At 65.5% G+C, this 20,818-nt stretch carries 14 protein-coding genes; 11 read left to right on the top strand and 3 right to left on the bottom strand.

Going from position 1 to position 20,818, the window contains the following annotated elements; all coding sequences use genetic code 11:
• Positions 1–35: 35 nt before the first annotated feature.
• The 8 genes from KDK82_RS03930 to KDK82_RS03965 all read left to right on the top strand — a co-directional run bounded on the left by KDK82_RS03930 (position 36) and on the right by KDK82_RS03965 (position 8,780).
• Positions 36–1,016 (top strand): sterol desaturase family protein, encoded by a 981-nt coding sequence (locus KDK82_RS03930; protein ID WP_012206804.1) that lies wholly within the window; start codon positions 36–38, stop codon positions 1,014–1,016.
• Between the two features lie 15 nt (positions 1,017–1,031).
• Positions 1,032–1,931 carry an EI24 domain-containing protein gene (locus KDK82_RS03935; RefSeq protein ID WP_088164063.1) on the top strand — a complete coding sequence of 300 codons (900 nt, stop codon included), beginning with the start codon at positions 1,032–1,034 and terminating at the stop codon, positions 1,929–1,931.
• On the top strand, positions 1,928–2,764 hold the full coding sequence (locus KDK82_RS03940) for a molybdopterin-binding protein (RefSeq protein ID WP_088164064.1): 837 nt from the start codon (positions 1,928–1,930) through the stop codon (positions 2,762–2,764). The genes KDK82_RS03935 and KDK82_RS03940 overlap by 4 nt, the downstream gene beginning before the upstream one ends.
• Positions 2,765–3,000: 236 nt before the next feature.
• Entirely contained in the window at positions 3,001–4,416 is a 1,416-nt protein-coding gene (gene glnA / locus KDK82_RS03945) for a type I glutamate--ammonia ligase (protein WP_012206801.1), read from the top strand.
• A 180-nt stretch (positions 4,417–4,596) separates the two neighbouring features.
• Positions 4,597–5,100, top strand: a complete 504-nt coding sequence (locus tag KDK82_RS03950; RefSeq protein ID WP_013801180.1) for a hypothetical protein — start codon at positions 4,597–4,599, stop codon at positions 5,098–5,100.
• A 30-nt stretch (positions 5,101–5,130) separates the two neighbouring features.
• A complete protein-coding gene (gene glnL, locus KDK82_RS03955) occupies positions 5,131–6,207 on the top strand; it encodes a nitrogen regulation protein NR(II) (RefSeq protein WP_012206799.1) in 1,077 nt (358 codons plus the stop codon).
• 45 nt (positions 6,208–6,252) lie between these two features.
• A complete protein-coding gene (ntrC, locus tag KDK82_RS03960) occupies positions 6,253–7,824 on the top strand; it encodes a nitrogen regulation protein NR(I) (RefSeq protein ID WP_088164065.1) in 1,572 nt (523 codons plus the stop codon).
• A gap of 143 nt (positions 7,825–7,967) precedes the next feature.
• Positions 7,968–8,780: a hypothetical protein gene (locus tag KDK82_RS03965; RefSeq protein ID WP_256974390.1), complete on the top strand. Its 813-nt coding sequence runs from the start codon at positions 7,968–7,970 to the stop codon at positions 8,778–8,780.
• Positions 8,781–8,795: 15 nt separating this feature from the next.
• On the opposite strand, the gene xth is transcribed toward KDK82_RS03965, so the two are convergent.
• Positions 8,796–9,572, bottom strand: a complete 777-nt coding sequence (gene xth, locus KDK82_RS03970) for an exodeoxyribonuclease III (RefSeq protein WP_088164067.1) — start codon at positions 9,570–9,572, stop codon at positions 8,796–8,798.
• A 132-nt stretch (positions 9,573–9,704) separates the two neighbouring features.
• Here xth and KDK82_RS03975 point away from each other — a divergent pair, with 132 nt between their 5' ends.
• The 3 genes from KDK82_RS03975 to KDK82_RS03985 all read left to right on the top strand — a co-directional run bounded on the left by KDK82_RS03975 (position 9,705) and on the right by KDK82_RS03985 (position 15,306).
• A complete protein-coding gene (locus KDK82_RS03975) occupies positions 9,705–12,554 on the top strand; it encodes a site-2 protease family protein (RefSeq protein ID WP_256974391.1) in 2,850 nt (949 codons plus the stop codon).
• A gap of 297 nt (positions 12,555–12,851) precedes the next feature.
• Positions 12,852–13,934, top strand: a complete 1,083-nt coding sequence (locus KDK82_RS31705) for a fimbrial protein (RefSeq protein WP_143343383.1) — start codon at positions 12,852–12,854, stop codon at positions 13,932–13,934.
• A gap of 100 nt (positions 13,935–14,034) precedes the next feature.
• Positions 14,035–15,306: an amidohydrolase family protein gene (locus tag KDK82_RS03985; RefSeq protein ID WP_088164069.1), complete on the top strand. Its 1,272-nt coding sequence runs from the start codon at positions 14,035–14,037 to the stop codon at positions 15,304–15,306.
• A 35-nt stretch (positions 15,307–15,341) separates the two neighbouring features.
• On the opposite strand, the gene KDK82_RS03990 is transcribed toward KDK82_RS03985, so the two are convergent.
• Together KDK82_RS03990 and KDK82_RS03995 are read right to left on the bottom strand one after the other, a co-directional pair.
• Positions 15,342–16,061 carry a Crp/Fnr family transcriptional regulator gene (locus KDK82_RS03990; RefSeq protein ID WP_013801399.1) on the bottom strand — a complete coding sequence of 240 codons (720 nt, stop codon included), beginning with the start codon at positions 16,059–16,061 and terminating at the stop codon, positions 15,342–15,344.
• A 160-nt stretch (positions 16,062–16,221) separates the two neighbouring features.
• Entirely contained in the window at positions 16,222–20,817 is a 4,596-nt protein-coding gene (locus KDK82_RS03995; protein WP_088164070.1) for a choice-of-anchor U domain-containing protein, read from the bottom strand.
• Position 20,818: the final 1 nt, after the last annotated feature.

Raw genomic sequence — 20,818 nt, forward strand, 5'->3', positions numbered from 1 at the left:
CGCGCGCGCAGCGCGGCGGGCGATGGGAGCGTGGTGTGGACTGGTGGATTCAGTGGTTCGGTAATGCGCAGCAGCGCCTGTTCGAGGGCGTTGTCCAGCCCCTGCTGTTCGGCCTGGGGCAGGCCAGCCTGCTGGAGGACGCCTATGGCGCCACGGGCTGGCTGCTGGTGGGCCTGCTGCAGATCTTCATCATGGTGGCGGTGATCGCGCCGCTGCAATACTGGCGGCCCGTCGAGCCCGTCACCGACCGGCGCGCCATCCACGTGGACATCATCTACACCGTGGTCCACCGGCTGGGCCTGTTCCGGCTGGCCCTGTTCTTCACGCTGGACCCGCTGTGGGACGAGCTCATGGGCCGCCTGCATGTCTGGGGGCTGCCGAGCTTTCACCTCGACGGCGTGTGGCCCGGCGTCACCGACCTGGCCTGGGTCAGCCTGATCATCTACCTGCTGGCCTTCGACTTCCTGGACTACTGGATACACCGCGGCCAGCACAGCATCGGCTGGTGGTGGAAGCTGCATGCGCTGCACCACTCGCAGCGCCAGATGACGGTGTGGAGCGACAACCGCAACCACCTGCTCGACGATGTGATCCGCGACACCATCATCGTGCTCGTGGCCCAGCTCATCGGCGTGGCGCCGGGCCAGTTCGTGGCCATCGTGGCCTTCACCCAGCTCAGCGAGAGCTTCCAGCACGCCAACCTGCGCGTCTGGTTCGGCACCATCGGAGAGCGGCTGTGGATCAGCCCCCGCTTTCACCGCCGCCACCACGCCATCGGCATTGGCCATGAGCCCATGGCGCCCGTGCGCAACAAGAAGGCGCATGGCAACAACTTCGGCGTGCTCCTGCCCTGGTGGGACATGCTGTTCGGCACGGCCAACTTCGAGCTGCGCTTCGATCCCACCGGCGTGCGCGACCAAGTCCAGCCCAATGCCCAGGGCCAGCTGCGCGACTACGGCCAGGGCTTTTGGGCCCAGCAATGGCGTGGGTTCCTAAGGTTGATGGGTCGCGCTTGAGGCTGGGCTCGGGGTATGCTTGCCAGCATGGGCTTGCTACTCGATTCCTTCTGGCGTGCGACGGCGTATTGCCTGCATAAGCGGGTGATTGCATGGTCGCTGTTTCCCTTGCTGTTCATGGCCATCACGGCCTGGCTGCTGGGCTATTTCTTCTGGGCCGATGCCGTCGTCTGGACGGAAGGGGTCCTGCAGGGCGTGGGCTGGCTGCACACCGTCTGGTCCTGGATGGGCGTGCAATCGCTGCCCGAGCTGGTGGCGCCGGTGCTGGTCGTGCTCTCGGTCACGCCGGTGCTGGTCGTGGTCTCGCTGCTGCTGGTGGCGCTGTTCATGACGCCGGCCCTGGTCGAGCTGGTGGCCCAGCGGCGTTTTCCCGCGCTGGAGCGCAGGCAGGGCGCCACCCTGGTCGGCAGCCTGGTGTGGTCCGCAGGCTCTTCGCTGATTGCCTTGATCGCGCTGCTGGTGTCGGTGCCGCTGTGGTTCGTGCCGCCCCTGGTGGTGGTGATCCCGCCGCTGATCTGGGGCTGGCTGACCTACCGCGTCATGGCCTTTGACGCGCTTTCTGCCCACGCCAGCAAGCCCGAGCGCCGCAGCCTTTTCCTGCGCCACCGCCTGGCGCTGATGCTCATGGGCGTGGTCTGCGGCTATCTGGGCGCGGCGCCGGCCATTGTCTGGGCCTCCGGCGTGGTCTTCATCGCGGCCTTCTGGATACTGATTCCGGTGGCCATCTGGATCTATGCGCTGATCTTCGCTTTCTCCTCGCTGTGGTTTGCCCACTTCTGCCTGGCCGCGCTGCAGCGCATGCGCGAGGAGGAACCCGCGCTGCCCGACACCCCCATCGTGCCCTACGCTCCCGACGCGCCGCTCCGAGCCGGCGCGGCCTCTCCCCCCTCCACCCCGCAAGAAAAGACCTCATGACCCTTCAAGTAGGCGCACTCATCATCGGAGACGAAATCCTGTCGGGCAAGCGTGCCGACAAGCACCTTCCCAAGCTGATCGAGCTGCTGGGCGCGCGTGGCCTGTCCCTGGCCCATGCCGAGTACGTGGGCGATGACAGGGCGCGCATCACCGACGCCCTGCGCCGCGCCTTCGCATCGCAGGCCGTGGTCTTCAGCTTTGGCGGCATAGGCGCCACCCCCGACGACCACACGCGCCAATGCGCGGCCGAGGCCCTGGGCGTGCCGCTGGCACTGCACCCGGAAGCCGTGGCCCTGATCCGCGAGCGCATGCGCGATGTGGCCACCGAAGAAGGCAAGCCCTACGAACCCCAGCGCGCCGACAACCTGCACCGGCTGCAGATGGGCAACTTCCCCGAAGGCGCCCGCATCATCCCCAACGTCTACAACAAGATCCCGGGCTTTTCCTGCTCGGGCGCAATGGGCAAAACGGGTGCAGCGGGCACCGTGCACTTCGTGCCCGGTTTCCCTGTCATGGCCTGGCCCATGGTCGAGTGGGTGCTGGAGCAGCGCTACGCCAAGCATTTCCACAGCACGGTGCAGCGGGAGCATTCGGTCATCGTCTACGGCGGCATGGAAGCCACGCTGACGCCGCTGATGGTGGCCATAGAGCGCGACCACCCGGGCGTCAAGGTGTTCAGCCTGCCCAGTGTGGATGATTCCAAGCACGGCCGGCACATAGAACTTGGTGTCAAGGGCGAAGCTGGTGCCGTCACCAAGGCCTGGCCCACACTGCTGGAAGGCTTGCACTCATTTGGTGCAAGTCTTGGCCCTGAATTGGTGCGCAATATCTGATTTACGGGCCGGTCCCTGAATCTGCACCGATTTGGTGAAGATGCCGGGCGGTGGATCGAATGCCGACAGAGGCCTCAATGTCATCCACAAGCCCTTCCCAAGGCGGCAGAATCACGGGGCTGGCGCGCCAAGCAGGTGCCAGTCTGCAGGCATGCACTCAATGGATGCAGCCTGGCACGCAAACTGCTTAAGAGTATTTATCTTTTTTGATCAGCCAGATTGGCAGGAGAGATCTGATGGCAAAGACCGTTGCAGACGTGTTGAACATGGTGAAGGAGAACGAGGTCAAATTCGTGGACCTTCGTTTTACGGACACCCGTGGCAAGGAGCAGCACGTCACGGTGCCGGTGTCGCACTTCGACGAAGACAAGTTCACCTCGGGCCACGCCTTCGACGGCTCGTCGGTGGCAGGCTGGAAGGGCATTGAAGCATCTGACATGCAGCTGATGCCCGATCCCGCTACCGCGAACATCGACCCCTTCTTTGAAGAGACCACGCTGTTCCTGCAGTGCGATGTGATCGAACCCGGTGATGGCAAGGCCTACGACCGCGATCCCCGCTCCGTGGCCAAGCGCGCTGAAGCCTATCTGAAGGCATCGGGCCTGGGCGACACCGCCTACTTCGGACCCGAACCCGAATTCTTCATCTTCGACGGCGTGCGCTGGAACACCGAACCCGGCAGCACCTTCTACGAAATCGAAGAGTACGAAGCACCCTGGAATTCGGGCGCCAAGTTCGAATCCGGCAACCGCGGCCACCGTCCGCGCAACAAGGGCGGCTACTTCCCCGTGCCCCCCGTGGACAGCACCCAGGATCTGCGCGCCGAAATGGTGCTGCTGCTCGAGCAACTGGGCATTCCCGTCGAAGTGTTCCACCACGAAGTGGCTGGCGCCGGCCAGAACGAGATCGGCACCCGCTTCAGCACCCTGGTGGAGCGCGCCGACTGGACACAGGTCATGAAGTACGTGATCTGGAACGTGGCCAACACCTACGGCAAGACCGCCACCTTCATGCCCAAGCCCTATCCGGGCGACAACGGCTCGGGCATGCACGTGCACCAGTCCGTCTGGAAGGATGGCAAGAACCTGTTCGCAGGTGACGGCTACGCCGGCCTGTCCGACTTCGCGCTGTACTACATCGGCGGCATCATCAAGCACGCCCGTGCCCTGAACGCCATCACCAACCCCGGCACCAACAGCTACAAGCGCCTGGTGCCCGGCTTCGAGGCTCCGGTCAAGCTGGCCTACTCGGCCAAGAACCGCTCGGCATCGATCCGCATCCCCTACGTGGCCAACCCCAAGGGCCGCCGCGTCGAGGCACGTTTCCCCGATCCGCTGATGAACCCCTACCTGGGCTTCTCGGCCCTGCTGATGGCAGGTCTGGACGGCGTGGAAAACAAGATCCATCCCGGCGAAGCCGCGACCAAGGATCTGTACCACCTGCCCCCGGAAGAGGACAAGCTGGTGCCCACGGTCTGCCACAGCCTGGACCAGGCCCTGGAAGCTCTGGACGCGGACCGCTCGTTCCTGACCAAGGGCGGCGTGTTCTCGGACAGCATGCTCGATGCCTACATCGAGCTGAAGATGGGCGAAGTGACCCGTTACCGTCAGGCCGTGCATCCGGTCGAGTACGACATGTACTTCTCGCTGTAAGGCGAGTCGGCAAAAAGGCGGCGCAAGCCGCCTTTTTTGCTTTCGGCCAGGACCTGGGTATGCTGGGCGCGGAACCAAAAGGGGTTGGCCCGCTCAAGAAATGACGTCCAGCCCGGAAGATGGAGCGATACTTGCCCGGATAAGCTGGGCCCTTCCGATCTGGCTACCCGAGGGAATGGAATGAAGAAACTGTTTGTGTCACTGCTGCTGCCCCTGCTGTCGGTGGGAGCCTGGTCCCAGGACGTGATCTACCGCTGCGGCAACGAGTACACCAACAACGTCAGCCAGGCCAAGGCCAAGGACTGCAAGCCGGTGGATGGCGGGCATGTGACGGTGATCCATGGCGGCAGCAAGCCGGCGGCCTCGGGCGGCAGCCAGGCACCGCGCACCTCCGCCGCTCCGGCCGCAGGATCGCCCGCTCCGGCCAAGGTCAACAGCAGCGCCCAGAAGGCCCGCGACTCCGACGCGCGGACCATTCTGGAAAGCGAGCTGGCCCGCGCCCAGGAGAAGCTGACACAGCTGCGTCAGGAGTACAACGATGGCAATCCCCAGCGCACCGCATTGGAGTTGCGCAATCCCCAGGGCTATCTGGAACGTGTCGAGCAGCTCAAGAGCAGCATCTCGCGGCAGGAAGGCGATGTCGCCGGCATCCGCCGTGAGCTGGATCGACTTCCCAAGAACTGACGGGCCCGCGCGGCCCACCGGAGCCCGGCCATGATCCAGGACGACCGGCCGGCGCCCCCGGCCTCCTATCAGGCGCTTGACCTGCTGTGCACGCTGATGACCGTGCTCGACGAGCAGGGTGCCGTGCTTTTCGCCAACGCCGCCCTTGAAAACGCACTGGGCCTGTCGCGCCGCATGCTCGAAGGCAGCGAGCTGGCGGCCTGTTTCACCGAGCCGGCCTTGCTGGACAAGGCCTTGCGTGGCGCCCAGGACAACGACTTCGCGGCCCTGCGCTTCGAGGCCAGCCTGCACCGCGTGGGCGGCGATGCGCTGCCCGTGCACGTCACGGTCTCGCTGGCCGAGCGGCCCGGCCATGTGCTGGTCGAGTTCTGGCCGCTGGAGCAGCAGGCCCGCCAGGACCGCGAGGAGCGGCTGCGCGAGCAGGCCCAGGCACACAAGGAGCTGATCCGCAACCTGGCCCACGAGATCAAGAACCCGCTGGGCGGCATCCGTGGCGCAGCCCAGCTGCTGCAGATGGATCTGGACGCCCCCGAGCTGCGCGAGTACACCGAAGTCATCATCCACGAGGCCGACCGGCTGCAGGCGCTGGTGGATCGGCTGCTGGCGCCGCACCGCCATCCGCATGAGGTGGGCGACGTCAACATCCACGAAGTCTGCGAGCGCGTGCGCTCGCTGGTGCTGGTCGAGCACCCTGCCGGGCTGACCATCACGCGCGACTACGACATCTCCATCCCGGAGTTCCGGGGCGACAGCGCCCAGCTGATCCAGGCTGTGCTCAACATCGTCCAGAACGCGGCGCAGGCGCTGCAGGAGCGCATTGCGGCTGGTGATGCCGAGATCATTTTGCGAACGCGTGTGGCCCGGCAGGTAACTTTTGGTCGCCAGCGCTATCGGTTGGCATTGGAATTGCATGTGATCGACAACGGGCCAGGCGTTCCCGATGCCATCAAGGAGCGGATCTTCTATCCGCTGGTATCGGGAAGGGATGGCGGTTCGGGACTGGGGCTGACGCTGGCGCAGACCTTCGTGCAGCGCCACCAGGGGCTGATCGAATGTGAAAGCCAGCCGGGCCGCACGGATTTCCGCATCCTCATTCCCCTGCCTTGAGGCCCACGGAAGTCAACACTGCAACAAGGGAAGGATGCACCACCAATGAAACCGATCTGGATCGTGGATGATGACCCTTCCATCCGCTTCGTGCTGGAAAAGGCACTGGGCCGGGAAGGCTGGGCAACGCGCAGCTTCATCCAGGCGCGCGATGTGCTCACGGCACTGTCCGATGTCGATGCCGGTGACCCGGCGCGCCAGCCACCCCAGGTGCTGGTGAGCGATATCCGCATGCCCGGCGGCTCGGGGCTGGAGCTGCTCGAGCAGATCCGCGCCCAGCAGCCGGGCCTGCCCGTCATCATCATGACCGCGTACTCCGACCTGGACAGTGCCGTCTCGGCCTTCCAGCGCGGAGCCTTCGAATACCTGCCCAAACCCTTCGACCTGCCCAAGGCCGTGGAGCTGATTCGGCGCGCCGTCGAGGAAAGCCTGCGCGAGGATGTGGCCGAGGCCCAGGCCCCGCTGCAGGCCGAGATGCTGGGCCAGGCGCCTGCCATGCAGGACGTGTTCCGCGCCATCGGCCGGCTCAGCCAGAGCCAGGTCACGGTGCTGATCACGGGCGAGTCGGGCTCGGGCAAGGAGCTGGTGGCGCGCGCGCTGCACAAGCACTCGCCCGTGGCGGGCGGCCCCTTCGTGGCCATCAACACCGCCGCCATCCCCAAGGACCTGCTGGAGTCCGAACTGTTCGGCCATGAGCGCGGCGCCTTCACGGGCGCCCAGACGCAACGGCGCGGACGCTTCGAGCAGGCCGAGGGCGGCACGCTCTTTCTCGATGAAATCGGCGACATGCCCTTCGACCTGCAGACGCGCCTGCTGCGTGTGCTGTCGGACGGGCACTTCTACCGCGTGGGCGGCCACCAGGCCGTCAAGGCCCATGTGCGCGTCATCGCCGCCACCCACCAGGACCTGGAGCAGCGCGTGCGCAACGGCGGCTTCCGCGAGGATCTGTTCCACCGCCTCAACGTCATCCGCCTGCGCCTGCCAGCGCTGCGCGAGCGCAATGAAGACGTGCCCATGCTGGCTCGCCACTTCCTGCAGCAAAGCGCGCGGCAACTGGGCGTGGAGCCCAAGCGCATGGGGGTCGATGCCATGCAGCGGCTGCAGACCTTCGCCTTCCCCGGCAACGTGCGACAGCTGGAGAACATCTGCCACTGGCTGACCGTCATGGCCCCTGCCCAGGTCATCTCGGTCAAGGACCTGCCCCCCGAGGTGCTGGGCGAAGCCGCCCAGCCCGTGGGCGGTGGCAACGTCGGCGTGCCTGCGCCGGCCACGCTGCCGCATGCGCCGGCACCGCTGGCGGAAGAGGGCCTTGGCCGACTGGCAGTGCCCGTGTCCGCGCTGGCCCCGCCGCATGACGCGGCCCTGGCCGCCTCCGACCTGGACTGGGTCCATCTGCTGGGGCAACAGGCGCGCCAGCTGCTGGAGCACACCCACGCCCAGGGGCATGGTGAAGTCTGGGACCAGCTGTCCCGCCGCTTCGAGGCGCAGCTGATCCGCTCGGCCCTGGCCGTCACCCACGGCCGCCGGGTCGAGGCCGCCCAGCGCCTGGGCATCGGCCGCAACACCATCACCCGCAAGCTGCAGGAGCTGGGCATGGACGAGGACGCCTTCGAGTAAGGCAAGCCGGCGGGCGGCCGGGCCCTTGCCTTGGCAAGGGTCCGGCTCCTACAGGCCGGCGCCCGGGGTGCTGACGGGCCGGGCCGCCCGGGCTTGGGACAATGGGGGCCTCTTCGCTGGAACGGCCTACGTCCCGACCTATCGTGCCCACAGTCCTCTCCAACCTCTGGCAAAAAGCCAAGCCCGCTCGTCCGGGCCTGATGTACCCATCGACACCGCGCACGCTTGGCGAGCCGGTCGATGCGTACTGGCATGACCGCTACTTCCTGGAGCCTTACTTCGTTGCAGGGCGTGGTTACGACCAATACCGTCCCGCCTACGCACTGGGCTGGAAAGCGTCACTTGAACCCGAGCACGCGCAGCAGGATTTCGACGATGTCGAATTCGAGCTTGAAGAGCGCTGGGAGCAGGTTCGGGGCAGCAGCCTGCTGCGCTGGAGCCAGGTGCGCGAGGCCGTCGAGGCCTCATGGCTGCAGGCGCGCCAGCGCACGCCCACACAGCCAGTGGCCACCACGCTGGAATTGCAGAGCACGGCCCTGCTCAATGCCGTGCTGGCCCTGGGCCGCCAGGCCCATGCACGCCTGGGTGAATGCATGGATCCCATGCCCCAGGGGCTGATCGGACAGGTGCTGGCGCGGCACTTCAATACTAGCCAGATCCTGGTCGAGGACCTGGAACGTGCCATCGGCTCCAGCGGCGGCGTGGTCCTGCCCGTACGCGACAGCCGTGCCGCACTGCGTCGCAACGCCTTCTGGGACGGGCTGCTGGGCAGGGAAGAGGGCGCGGACTACGTGCTGGACCAGGCCGAGTCCTGCCAGCAGCAATGGCTGAGCGCCTATGAGGCCGCCGAGCAGGTACGTCTGCCCAGGGCGCTCAGCGAGATTCTTCACCGCCAGTCCCTGATGCTGCGCGGCCATATCGAGGCCATCCACTGGCTGCGCCGGTACATGCTGTAGCCGGCTGGCTGGAATTCAGCCCAAGGTCACGACCACGGGCGCGTGATCGCTGGGCTGCGGGTTCTTGCGCGGCGCACGGTCCACGCTGCAGGCGCTGACGCTGGGGCGCAATGCCTCACTGACCAGGATGTGGTCGATGCGCAGGCCCCGGTTCTTCTGGAAACCCAGCATCCGGTAGTCCCACCACGAATAGCTTTTCTCGGGCTGGTCGAACATGCGGAAGGCATCGGTCAGGCCCAGCTGCAGCAGCGCCTGGAAATGCGTGCGCTCTTCCACCGTGTGGTGGATCGTGTCCTTCAGGCCGATGGGATCGTAGGAGTCGCGGTCCTCGGGCGCCACGTTGAAGTCACCCACCAGCACCAGGCGCGGGTGGGTCGCCATTTCGCTTTTCACCCAGTCCTGCAGCGCCTGCAGCCAGCGCATCTTGTAGGCGAACTTGTCGGTGCCCGGCGCCTGCCCATTCACGAAGTAGCCATTGATCAGGCGCACCGGGCCGCCTTCGGCATCGAGGGTGGCGGCAATGATGCGGGCCTGCTCGTCATCCAGGCCCGGAATATTGCGCACCACGTCGTGCACCGGCGTGCGCGTCAGCCAGGCCACGCCGTTGTAGGTCTTCTGCCCATGGCTGACCGCGTGGTAGCCGGCCTCCTGCAGCGCCTGCAGCGGAAACTTGTCGTCGGTGAGCTTGAGTTCCTGCAGCGCCAGCGCATCGACAGGGTTGGCCTGCAGCCAGGCCAGCACCTGCGGCAGGCGCACGGACAGGGAATTGACGTTCCAAGTGGCGATTTTCATTTGAAGAATGGTCCTTTGATTTGATTGTCGCATCACGGGTGGCAAGGCTACGATCCCGATGCTGATCTGCCTGGAGAAGCTTTTGGGAGGGCACATCAGAACCGTCACACTCCATCGACAAGACTATTCAAGATGATGAACTGGCTCTCACAAGCCGCGCCCTGGCTGGCGCTGCTGGGCGCGATTCCCTTGCTGTATGCGCTCTCGCTGCTGCTGGCCACTTTGAACTGCATGCGCCTGCGCCTGCGTGCTGCGCCCATGGCCGTGGTGGAGCGCCAGGCGCTGGAGCCCGAATCACGGGCGGTGCTGGATGCCATGCAGCCGGAGTTGCAAGCCTTGGGCTTCACCTGGTGTGCCAGCCTGCAGGGCACGCATCCGCAGGCCATGGATCCCGACCTGCCTCTGGAGGTGGACTTGTTCGTCCATGCCGACGGGCGGGCCTGGGCGATGGTCCAGGCCGAACAGGCGGGAAGCGCCAGGCATGGCCGCACCGTGGGCTCCGTGACCTGGCTCACATTCTTTGCCGACGGGCGCAATTGGATGGGCTTCAATGGCCTACCTCAGACAAGCCTGCCTGCGCCGCCCGGCTGGACCTACCTGGACGATGCCCAGCCCGATACCGCATCGGCCTGGGCCGCCTACGCCGAGCGCCTGTCCGGCGACCGGGCTCCCGTGGTCCAGGGCCTTGACCAGGCGTTACAGCGCCTGGATGAGTGGGGCCGGAGCCAGGTCCCTGCACTGGTGGCCCAGGGCCGTGCGCTGCCTGCCGGGCCCGGATTCTGGCGGCTCAGCTGGCGCGAGTCGCTGCGGCTGGCCTGGCGTGCCTTGCGCCAAGTGCGCAAGGAAGACAGGGCGGTGCCCGCCAGCCCATCTGCCGACGCATGCCTTCATGGGCCGCAGGTCCGGCAAGTGTCCGAGGCGCTGCGCTTTCGCTACCAGAAAGCCGTGCAGCGCGGGCTGGGCATGGCGCACAACCGCCACCGCAGTTTCTGGATCACGGCGGCGCTGTTCCTGGCAGCAGGCGCCGTGCTGTTTTCATGGGACATGGCGTGGATGCTTCTGGTGGTGATCGCCGTGCATGAAGGAGGGCATTGGCTGGCCATGCGTTGGGCGGGCTACCAGCGGCAATCCGTCTTCTTCATTCCTGGCCTGGGCGGCATGGCCACCGGAGAAAAGGCGGACGCCACGCCGCTGCAAAAAGTGGGCGTCTATCTGGCCGGTCCCATGCCTGGGCTGTTGCTGGCTGTGGGAGCGCTGGCTGCCGTAGGCTGGGGCCTGGTCCCGCAGCCACCCGCCTGGACCATGCAATTGCTGCTGCTGACCCTGGTCGTCAATGCCTTCAACCTGTTGCCCCTCACGCCGTTGGATGGCGGCCGCGTGGTGGAGAGCCTGCTGTTCGCTCGCCTGCCCGCAATGCGGCTGGTGTTTGCACTGGCGGGCATGGCCGCGCTGGGTGGGCTGGCCTGGTTCAGCCGGGACCCCCTGATCGCCATCCTCACCGGCGTGCTGCTGATGGGGCTGCCTTGGCAATGGCGGGTGATGCAACTGGAGCGGGCCGTGCATCGCACCCTGCACACGCTTCCTCAACAGCAGGCATGCCAGGCCCCGGTCAGTGAGGCCGATGCCGTACACCGCGCATTCGGCGTGCTGCAGCAACCCGCTTTTGCGCGCTGGCCGTTTGTCCGGCGCGCGGCCGTTGCAGGCGCGCTGCTGCCTGCCTTGCAATCGCGTGCGCCCGGTTGGGCCGAAGGCGCAGCGGGCCTGGCAATCTACCTGGCCTGCCTGCTGCTGCCGGTGGCCATGGTCATGGGCATTCATCAAGCTGCGCCGCAGGGGCGGCAGGTTCTTGCTGCGCTGTGGGATGTGGAGCTGTCTGCCCGCCGTGATTACGTACCGGAGCAGCACCTGGCCGAGATCGAGGCCCGCCTGGCCCAGGCCGACCAACTGCCCCCGTCTGCCCAAGAGCAACGGGTGGAGATCTACCTGGAGGCCGCCCGGGAACTGCAACTCATGGACGACCATCCTCCGGCCGAGGCGCGCGCCAAAGCGCTTTACCAATCGGCCTGGGCGATGACGCAGTCCCGGGCACAGAGTGATCTGCAGCGTGCCCATGCATTGAAAGGCATGGCCGACACGGCGGATACCGCCGAGCAGGCAACGAATTTGCGCCAGCAACTGGTGGCCGACCTGCAGGACGTGCAAGGTCCTGCACGCCGGGTGCTGGCCAGCGTGCAGGAAGTTCTTGCGTTCTGGGGACCGCCTGATCAGACCGTGGCGCAAAGGCTTGATCGGATGGTGCAAGCCGTGGAGATCCGCCGCGCCGACGCCGATGCGCCGGACGATTTCCTGCTGCTGCACGCGCGCATCAAGCTCGCCCGGTTGCTGGATGCCAGCGGCCACCCCGAAGCGGCGCAAGCTCAGTTGCAGGCCAATGTGATCGCGCTCCAGGCCGCGCTTCAGGCAGCGCCGCAAGCTGCGCATGCCGTGACTGCGGATTCGGCTCAGCGCCGTGAATGGAAAATCTTCTCATTGATGCAGGCCGAAACCCTGCATGCCCGGTTCATGGCCGAGCACGGCCAGACTGGCGCTGCCGTGGCACTGGCCCGCCAAAGCGTGGAGCGCATCCCGCCGAAGAAGGCCGGCCACTACGCCTCCCAGGACAGCTGGATCGCCTGGCTCTGGATTGCCATAGGCATGGGTGATGCCGCTGAAGTGCGCCAGGCCCTGGCACAACAGCTGCCTGCACCCCGTGCATATGCCGAAATCGAAATCGCCCAGGCCCGGCTGGCCGCCGCGCAACTGCTGAACGACGATGCCCTGCGCCTGCAGGCACTGGCCGCGTTGCAACCGCTGTCCCAGGCGCGCCACGTTGCGCTTTGCAGGAGCCCGCGCGTGGCGCGCGACCTTCATAGCGACTGGCAAAACCTGGAGCGCAGGCTCCAGCACGAGTCTGCGCAGGCCGCAGGACTTTGCCCCCGATAGGTATCGTCGGGGAGGGCGCGCGCATGCCGGCAGCGCAGGGCCAGCTATCCGCAGGCCCTGATGAAACCCCACCGAAAGAGAGAGCGCCGGGCCCTGCCCGCAGCATACGCAAATGCTTGATCTACTCGTCATTCACGCCACGCTGCGGCAGCGCGGCTGTCAGCCCTGGCTTCGGCCAGCGTATCGGCATGCGGGGCCATTGACGTGATGGGGCCTGCCTCGCCACGACCTTCATGGCACTGGGCAGACCTTGAATCAGATTGATCTGATTTCATCTCGGATGAAAGGTGTCTACGATTGAAAATTTACCAAGGAAATGCGGCCTTGGAATTTTTTTATTATCCGGGGGTATTCAAAATGCATATATTCATAGGTGCTTTTTGCAGAATAAACAAGGCTGTCATGATATTTATTTTTGCAATGATGGCCACCTCCGCATGGTCCGCATGCGCAATTGAAAATACAACTGATGGGTCAGGCTATTACAAGTATGTGTTCAGTAATTTCAATCCTCCAGAATTCAATCCCAATGTGGCCAAGAACACGGTGATTTACTCAAAAACCGCTGTAGCGGTAATAAGTAATGGGCTTGGCGCTAGATTGATGAATTGTGATCCATCGGTCACGGGCTATCTTGTAGGTAAATCTACACCAGTCAATAATATATACCCGACGACAGTCGAGGGTATTGGCATGAGGGTTTCGACTAGATATGGTGCTGCGCCTGTAAGTGGTTTGGGGTATTCCAATCACTCCGGATCTTTTGCATATACACTTATCGATGTCAAAGTTGAGTTGATCAAGACCGCAGATGGCGATATCACTGCAGGTGGCGTGCTGGACAGCGATTTCCTGTACGAACGCGCGAATGATGCATTTGGCCAGATTCTCGCTCAATACAACTTTTCCTCGCCCGTCGTCCTCCGGCCCAAGGTGCCCACCTGTACCCCACAGGCGCCGGAGCCCGTGCGCATGGCCCAGACTGTCACTCAAAAACTCACCTCAATCGGCTCAACCGGTGCTCCCCGCTCCTTCCTCATCTCGTTGTTGTGCAAGGGCGGCATCCCAGGTTCGTTGACCAACGCCTATGTCACGCTGACGGATGTGGCAAATCCTGGAAATATCGGGAATGTTTTGACCCTGTCCAAAACCTCGGTGGCAAAAGGTGTGGGAGTCCAGATTCGCAAGGATGGCCAGACACTGGGCTTTGGCCCGGACTCCAATGCTGCCGGCAACAGGAATCAATGGTTTGCAGGGGCTGTTGCCTACGGGCAGGAGCGGTTGGATATCCCGCTGACGGCGCGCTATGTCAAGACCGAAGAGAACGTGACCATAGGCAGTGCCAATGCGGCGGCGACCTTCACCATCAGCTACCAGTAGTTCCCCCTGATCCCTTGCGCTTTCGGTCTGACCGCTGGCAGGCCATTCAGCGTGGTCAGGCAAGTCTGCGGGTGCGCGGCCATGCCCGCAGAATACGCAGATGCTTGATCTACTCGTCATTCACGCCACGCTGCCCGACGGCCGCCAGGACATGTCCATCGCCGTGCAGGGCGAGCGCATCGTCGAGGTCGCGGCGGGCCTTTCAGCGCCTGCCCACCAGGTGGTCGATGCACAGCACCAGTTGGTGTCGCCTCCCTTCGTCGATCCGCATTTCCACATGGATGCCACGCTGAGCCACGGCCTGCCGCGCGTCAACCGCAGCGGCACGCTGCTGGAGGGCATTGCTCTGTGGGGCGAGCTCAAGCCGCTGCTCACGGCCGAGGCGCTGATCTCGTGCGCGCTGGAGTATTGCGACTGGGCGGCGGCCAAGGGGCTGCAGGCCATCCGCAGCCATGTGGATACCAGCGATGCCCGCCTGTTGGCCGTCGATGCGTTGCTGGAGGTCAAGCGCCAGGTGGCTCCCTATATCGACCTGCAGCTGGTGGCGTTTCCGCAGGACGGCGTGCTGCGCTCGCCCGGCGGCGTCGCCAACCTGCGGCGGGCGCTGGACAAGGGCGTGGACGTGGTGGGCGGCATTCCCCACTTCGAGCGCACCATGGCCGAGGGTGCCGACAGCGTCAGGCTGCTGTGCGAGCTGGCGGCCGAGCGCGGCCTGCTGGTGGACATGCACTGCGACGAGTCCGACGACCCGCTGTCGCGCCACATCGAAACCCTGGCCTTCGAGGCGCAGCGCCTGGGCCTGCAGGGCCGCGTGACGGGCTCGCACTGCACCTCCATGCACAGCATGGACAACTACTACGTGAGCAAGCTGCTGCCGCTGATCGCAGAAAGCGGCGTGGCCGTGATTGCCAATCCGCTGATCAACATCACGCTGCAGGGCCGCCAGGACAGCTATCCCAAGCGCCGCGGCATGACGCGCGTGCCCGAGCTGCTGGCCGCAGGCGTCAACGTGGCCTTCGGCCATGACTGCGTGATGGACCCGTGGTACGGCATGGGCTCGGGCGACATGCTGGAGGTCGCCCACATGGGTCTGCATGTGGCGCAGATGACCAGCCAGGACGGCATGCGCGACTGCTTCGACGCCGTGACCACGCGCGCGGCGCGTGTGATGCACCTGGACGGTTATGGCATCGAGGCCGGCTGCGATGCCAGCTTCGTGCTGCTGCAGGCGCGCGATGCGGCCGAGGCGATACGGCTGCGCGCCACGCGCCTGAAGGTGTTCCGCAAGGGCCGGTTGCTGGCCGAGGCGCCTGCTGCAACGGCTGCGCTGCATCTGCCGGGCCGCCCGGCAAGAATCGACTGGCGCCGCTGAACCGGCGCTGAACTGCCGCTGCGCTGGCGCCGGCCTCAGGCGCCGGCCAGGCTGGCCTCGCGCACGATGGTCTGCAGAGCCACCAGGTCCCTCACCACCAGACCCTGGGCTTCCACGCGAATGCAGTTGTCGCGCTCCATGCGCTTGAGTTCCTGGTTTACGCGCTGGCGCGAGGCGCCCAGCAACTGGGCCAGCTCCTCCTGCACCAGTTGCAGGCCTATGCGCAGCTCGCGCGGGTCGTCCAGCACCTGTGTGCCGTAGCTGCGCGACAGGTGCAGCAACTGCTTGGCCAGGCGTGCGCGCAGGGGCAGGGTGTTGAGGTCTTCCACCAGCCCGTAGGTCTGGCGTATGCGGTGGGCCTGCAGGCGCAGCAGGGCGTCGTAGAACTCCACATGCGTGGCCAGGATGGCGTGAAAGCTCTCCTTGTCCACGCACAGCAGCGTGGTGTCCCCGTGGGCATAGGCATCGCGCGTGCGCGGCTCGTCAAGAAAGGTGGACATGGCACCGAACCAGGCACCCGGCTCCACATAGGCCAGCGTGGTCTGCCGACCCGACAGGCTGGTCGAGCTCATGCGCACGGCGCCCTGCGCACAGGCATACCACCTGTGCGGCACATCGCCGCGTGCATAGATCAGTGCCCCGTCCTTGAGCCGCCGGACCGTAGTCTGGCGCAGGATGTCATGGCGCAGCGAGGGCGAAAGGCTGCAGAACCACTGGCCGGAATTGATGGCCTCGCGCTCGGCGGGGGTGAGCATGGGCTCGTGGGTACTCGTTTGCAAACCGCTTGTCTCCAATCGGCCGCAATTTTAGGGCGTGCGGACCGTGGGGAAGGCCTGCGCAGGCCTTGGCTGTGGCGCGATCACGGTTAGGAGGTATTGGAGCGGCCGCCTGCGGGCTGCAGCCGCTCCATACAGGTCAGTGTGACTTGCTGCGCGGGCGGGGCCTGTGCATTGTCAGGGCGGCTGCTGCCAGCATCAGTGCCAGCAGTATCCACTGGCTCCATTGAGATAGCGTGGGAATGGCGGCAGGGCTGCCGCCCGCAGTGGCCGTTACCACGGCGATGCCGCCTGGGTCGCTGATGAAAGCATTCACATCCATGTCGTCATCGCCGTGCTTGCCGTCCTCGATGGTCAGTGTCACGGTTTTCCCCGAGAACTGCGCACCGGTGAAGCGGTACCAGTGCGGCGCGGGATTGTCGGACGTGGCGCCGTACTTCCAGTATTGGGCGCCGGCAGGCAGATCGTTCGGGAAGGTCAGCGTGAGGCTGAGTGTGGACCCCGGCGAGCCATTCATTACGGTGAAATCGAACAGGCCGAACGGGAATTGCAGCTGGGCTGGTGGTGCCTCTGCAGGAGACCTGGTATGTCCCTGCAGCGGGATGAAGCCCGGCGTTTGCGACGGCCCCGTGCCCAAGGGCGTGAACACCCAGTGGCTTCCTGTCGCGATCTGCGCGGTGGCTGTCGCGCCGCCCGCGGCACCTGTCAGGGAACTCACGGTGTGAGGCGGCAAGGTGATCGTGAAGGTCTGGTTCACGGGCGTTGCTGCGGCGTACTCGGCATCGCCGGCCTGGCTGGCCTGCAATGTGCATTCGCCCGTACGCATCAGGCGCAGCGAGGTGCCCGTGACCACGCAGGTCTGAGGGGTGAGGCTGCTGAAGCTGATCGGCAGGTTGGAGTTGGTGCCGGCGGCGTTGGCCAGAGACAGGGCCTCGGGGCTCAGATAGCGCAGGGACGAGAAATCGAAGGTGATGTTCTGGATTGCCTTGCCGACTGCAATCTGCACTGAGGCCGTTGCCTGTGCATGGTTGGCATCGGCCGCCTTGGTTGCCGTCACCGTACAGCTGCCTACGGCCGTGCCGGTGACGGTATCGCCCAGCAGGGAGCAGTTGCCTGAGCCGGCGGTCAGCGCGAAAGTGACGGCTCCGCTTCCGCTGCCACCTGTGACCGTGACCGTGCTGGAGGCACCCTTGGCAATGCTGCTGGGCGAAGCCGCCACGGACAGCGCAGCCTGGCTCGCCTGAGACACTGTCACCGAGGCGCCTGCCGTGGCCTCTTCATGGTTGGCGTCCGCTGCCTTGGTGGCCGTGACCGTGCAGGCTCCGACCCCCTGGCCTGTGAGCGTGGACCCCGTGATGCTGCATGGGCCGCCGACGCTGAAGCTCACCGCGCCTGTGCCCGAGCCACCCGTGGTGGTCAATTGCGACGTACCGCCAAAGTTGATGGCCGCCGGATTGGCCTGGACGGCCAGTGCTGCCTGTCCCGCCTTGGTCACGGTGACCGTGGTGCTGGCGCTGGTGGCCTGGTGGTTGATGTCAGCGGCCTTGGTGGCCGTGATGGTGCAACTGCCGGCGCCCGCGGTGGTCAGCTGGTTGCCGGTCACCGTGCAGAACTGGGCGCCATCGGTCACCGCGTAGGTGGTGGCACCGGTGCCGGACCCCCCCGTGGTCGCCAGCGTTGCCGTGGCGCCGAAGGCCAGCGTCGAAGGCGTGGCCTGCACGCTCAGGGTGGCCTGGGCTGCAGGGGTCACGGTCACCACGGTGGTGGCCAGCGTGTCCTGGTAGTTGGCATCGCCCAGCTTGGTGGCGGTCACTGTGCAGGAGCCCGTGCCTTCCGCAGTGAGCGTGTTGCCGTTGACGGAGCAAAAGGCGGCTCCATCCGTGATGGAAAAGCCCACGGCGCCGGACCCTGTGCCGCCACTGGTTGACAGCACGGCCTTGCTGAAGGCCGCCAGCGTGCTGGGTGTTGCCGTCGCCGTCAGAGCAGGCTGCTGGGCCTTGATCACCGAGATGTCCACGGTGGTCATGGCGGCCAGGTAGCTGGCGTCTCCCGCCTTGGTCGCCGTCACGGTGCAATCGCCCACGGCCGTGGCTGTGACCGTGTTGCCTGTCAGGGCGCAATAGGCCGCGCCTGCGGTTACGGCGTAGCTGATGGCGCCTGCGCCAGAGCCGCCGTTGGTGCTCAGCGTGGTGGTGCTGGCATAGGGCAGGGTCTGGAGTGCTGCACTTGCCGTCAGTGCAGCCTGCGGGCTCTTGTCATTGGTCAGCGAGAACGAGGTGCTGGCCGCCCCTGCCTGCGCCGTCACGGTATAGCTGCCGGCGAACAGGTTGGCCGTGGCACTCAGCGATGCGATGCCCTGGGCGTTGGTCGTGACCGAGGTTCTTGTGGCAAAGGTGGTGGATGGCCCCGATGCGGCAGGCGCATTGAAGTCCACCATGATGCCGGCAAGCGGCTGGTCGTCGATGTCGGTGACCTTGACCGCCAACGGCGTGGCAAAAGGCTGCTGGATGCGGGTGGACTGTTGAGAGCCAGTGAGCACCGCCATGGCCGCAGGTGGGCCGAAAGGATCGATGCGAAATACCAGACCATTCGAAAGGCTCGCGTTTGCGCTGAGGGCGCTGTTCGCAGGGTTGGTCAGGCCGTTGGTGCCCGATGTGGTGGTGGCGCCGCCCACGGAAAGAAGGGTCCTGCCCTGCACATTGGTTGCGGCCAGGCTGCGCATGGCCTCGTTTTCCGAGGTGCCCAGGAACCCTGCATAGTTCCAGTTGTTCGGATCGCTGGTTGCGATGCTGACCAGGAAGCCGTCCTGCTTGCCTCCTGGCGTGGTGGACAGGCCGCTTTGTGCCTTGACGGGAAAGCCTGCTCCATTGCTGGTGCTGCCCGTGGCGAACCACTGCACGCCGTCGCCGGCCAGCCCTTCCACGCTGTCGTAGCCATTGCCACCCAGGTAGGTGGCGTCCAGCACCTGGTCTCCTGATGCATTCAGACGCAGCACAAAGCCGTCCATGCCGGTGCTGCGCGCGGTCTGCGGCCCTAGGCCCTTGCGCAGTCCGCCGTTGTCGGCGGGAAAGTTGTCGGACCCGGTCTCCCCGCCCACGAGCAGTGAGCCGTCATACATCAGGTTCAGGGCCAGTGCACGGTCCGCACCGGCGCCCGAGCCTGTCAGCAGCGTGAAGTAGTCGAAGGCGCTGCCGTCGGCCCGGATCTTGGCGACGAAGCCGTCTGATCCATCGATGGCGCGCGAATTGATTAGTGTCCTGAGGCCCGTGGCGCCCGGCATCCCCGAGACAGAGTCGGTAGCGCCAGCCACATAGGCCGCGCCGGTGCCGTCCACGGCAATGGCATATCCGATGTCGGCGCCGCCGTCGCCGCCGATGTATCCGGCGTACTCCAGCCCGCTGCCTGAAGCGTCGATGCGGGCCACGAAGGCATCCCGCATTTCTGACTGCGCAGGGCCGGAGCCGTGGTTGAGCTGCGGTCCGTTCACGGCAGGAAAGCCTTTGCCTTCCGTGAATCCGGTCACATAGACCCGGCCAAGGGTGTCCAGAGCCAGGGCATTGGCCTGATCGTCACCCGTTCCACCAATCAGGCCCGAATACAGAATGCCGGCACCGTCTGGTGCCAGGCGCATGACGAAGGCATCCCTATCCGTCGTGCTCTTGCTGCGCCGAAAGCGTTGGTTGGCATCTGTGCCAAGCAGGGGGAAGCCGGTGGATTCCGTGCTGCCCGCCAGGTGGATGCGGTTTTGTATGTCCACGGCCAGGCCGTTGCAGGCGTCGTCTTCCGATCCGCCCACATAAGTGACGCTCATGGGGACACCCTTGGGATCGAATCTGACGACGAAGGCATCCTCGCCACCTTTGCTGCTGCCCGCGTTGGGCAGGTCGGACGATTGCGTCACGCCACAGGCGTAGGTGTTGCCGTCGCTGTCTCGCGCCACGGCGTTGACCTGGTCGGCCGAGTTGCCTCCGACCAGGCCCGAGTAGCCGGTCCAGGCCGGATCGATGACCAGCGGCAGGCCTTTGTCATGGCTGCCCAGCTCAAAGCCCACGCGCCAGGTGGTGGCGTCTACCTGCTCCAGCCGATAGCGGGCGGGCACGTCCACGCGGCCATTGCCCCGGGGTTGGTAGACCAGCGGTGCATCGTCGGTGAAAAGGTCGTTGCCTATGCTCCACTGCAGCGCTCCCGTGGGCAGGATGCGTGCATCCGTCGCACCTTCCACGCGCAGCCAGACCTGTGCGGCATCGGCACCAGGAGCCAGTTCAAACTGGTACTTCAGACCGCCGGGCTCGCCCTGGAAAACGGCATCAATGCCTGGCCAGACGCTGCGGTAGCCCAAGGCGCCGAAGCTGCGCAGGCCCGTGCGCCATTGCGCGGCTTCGCCGACCAGCCAGTGGTAGAGCGTGGGCGAAGGGTGCAGGCCCTGCGGGGCCGACATCGATGCGTTCTCGAAGCTGTAGCGCAGGCGCGAATCCGGGCGCAGGCTCAGGCTCCGTGCCACGCCGGATGCGGCCGCCGACCGGCCTTGCACGCCGTTGGTCTGGCCGGGCAGGTCGATGCTCATGCCTTGCGCATCGAAACTGATGCGCTTGCCTGCGGCCATGGCGCGAAAGCCGGCACCGGGTATCTCTATGAAGCGGTTGTCCCTGCCGGAGAATTCGCGTTGGACCAGGGGATCGGCCTGGACCCCCGTGGTCAGGGCCAACATGGTCAGGGCCGCAATGGAACTGCGCATA

The sequence above is a fragment of the Delftia sp. K82 genome (assembly GCF_002193035.1).
Taxonomy (GTDB): domain Bacteria; phylum Pseudomonadota; class Gammaproteobacteria; order Burkholderiales; family Burkholderiaceae_C; genus Comamonas; species Comamonas acidovorans.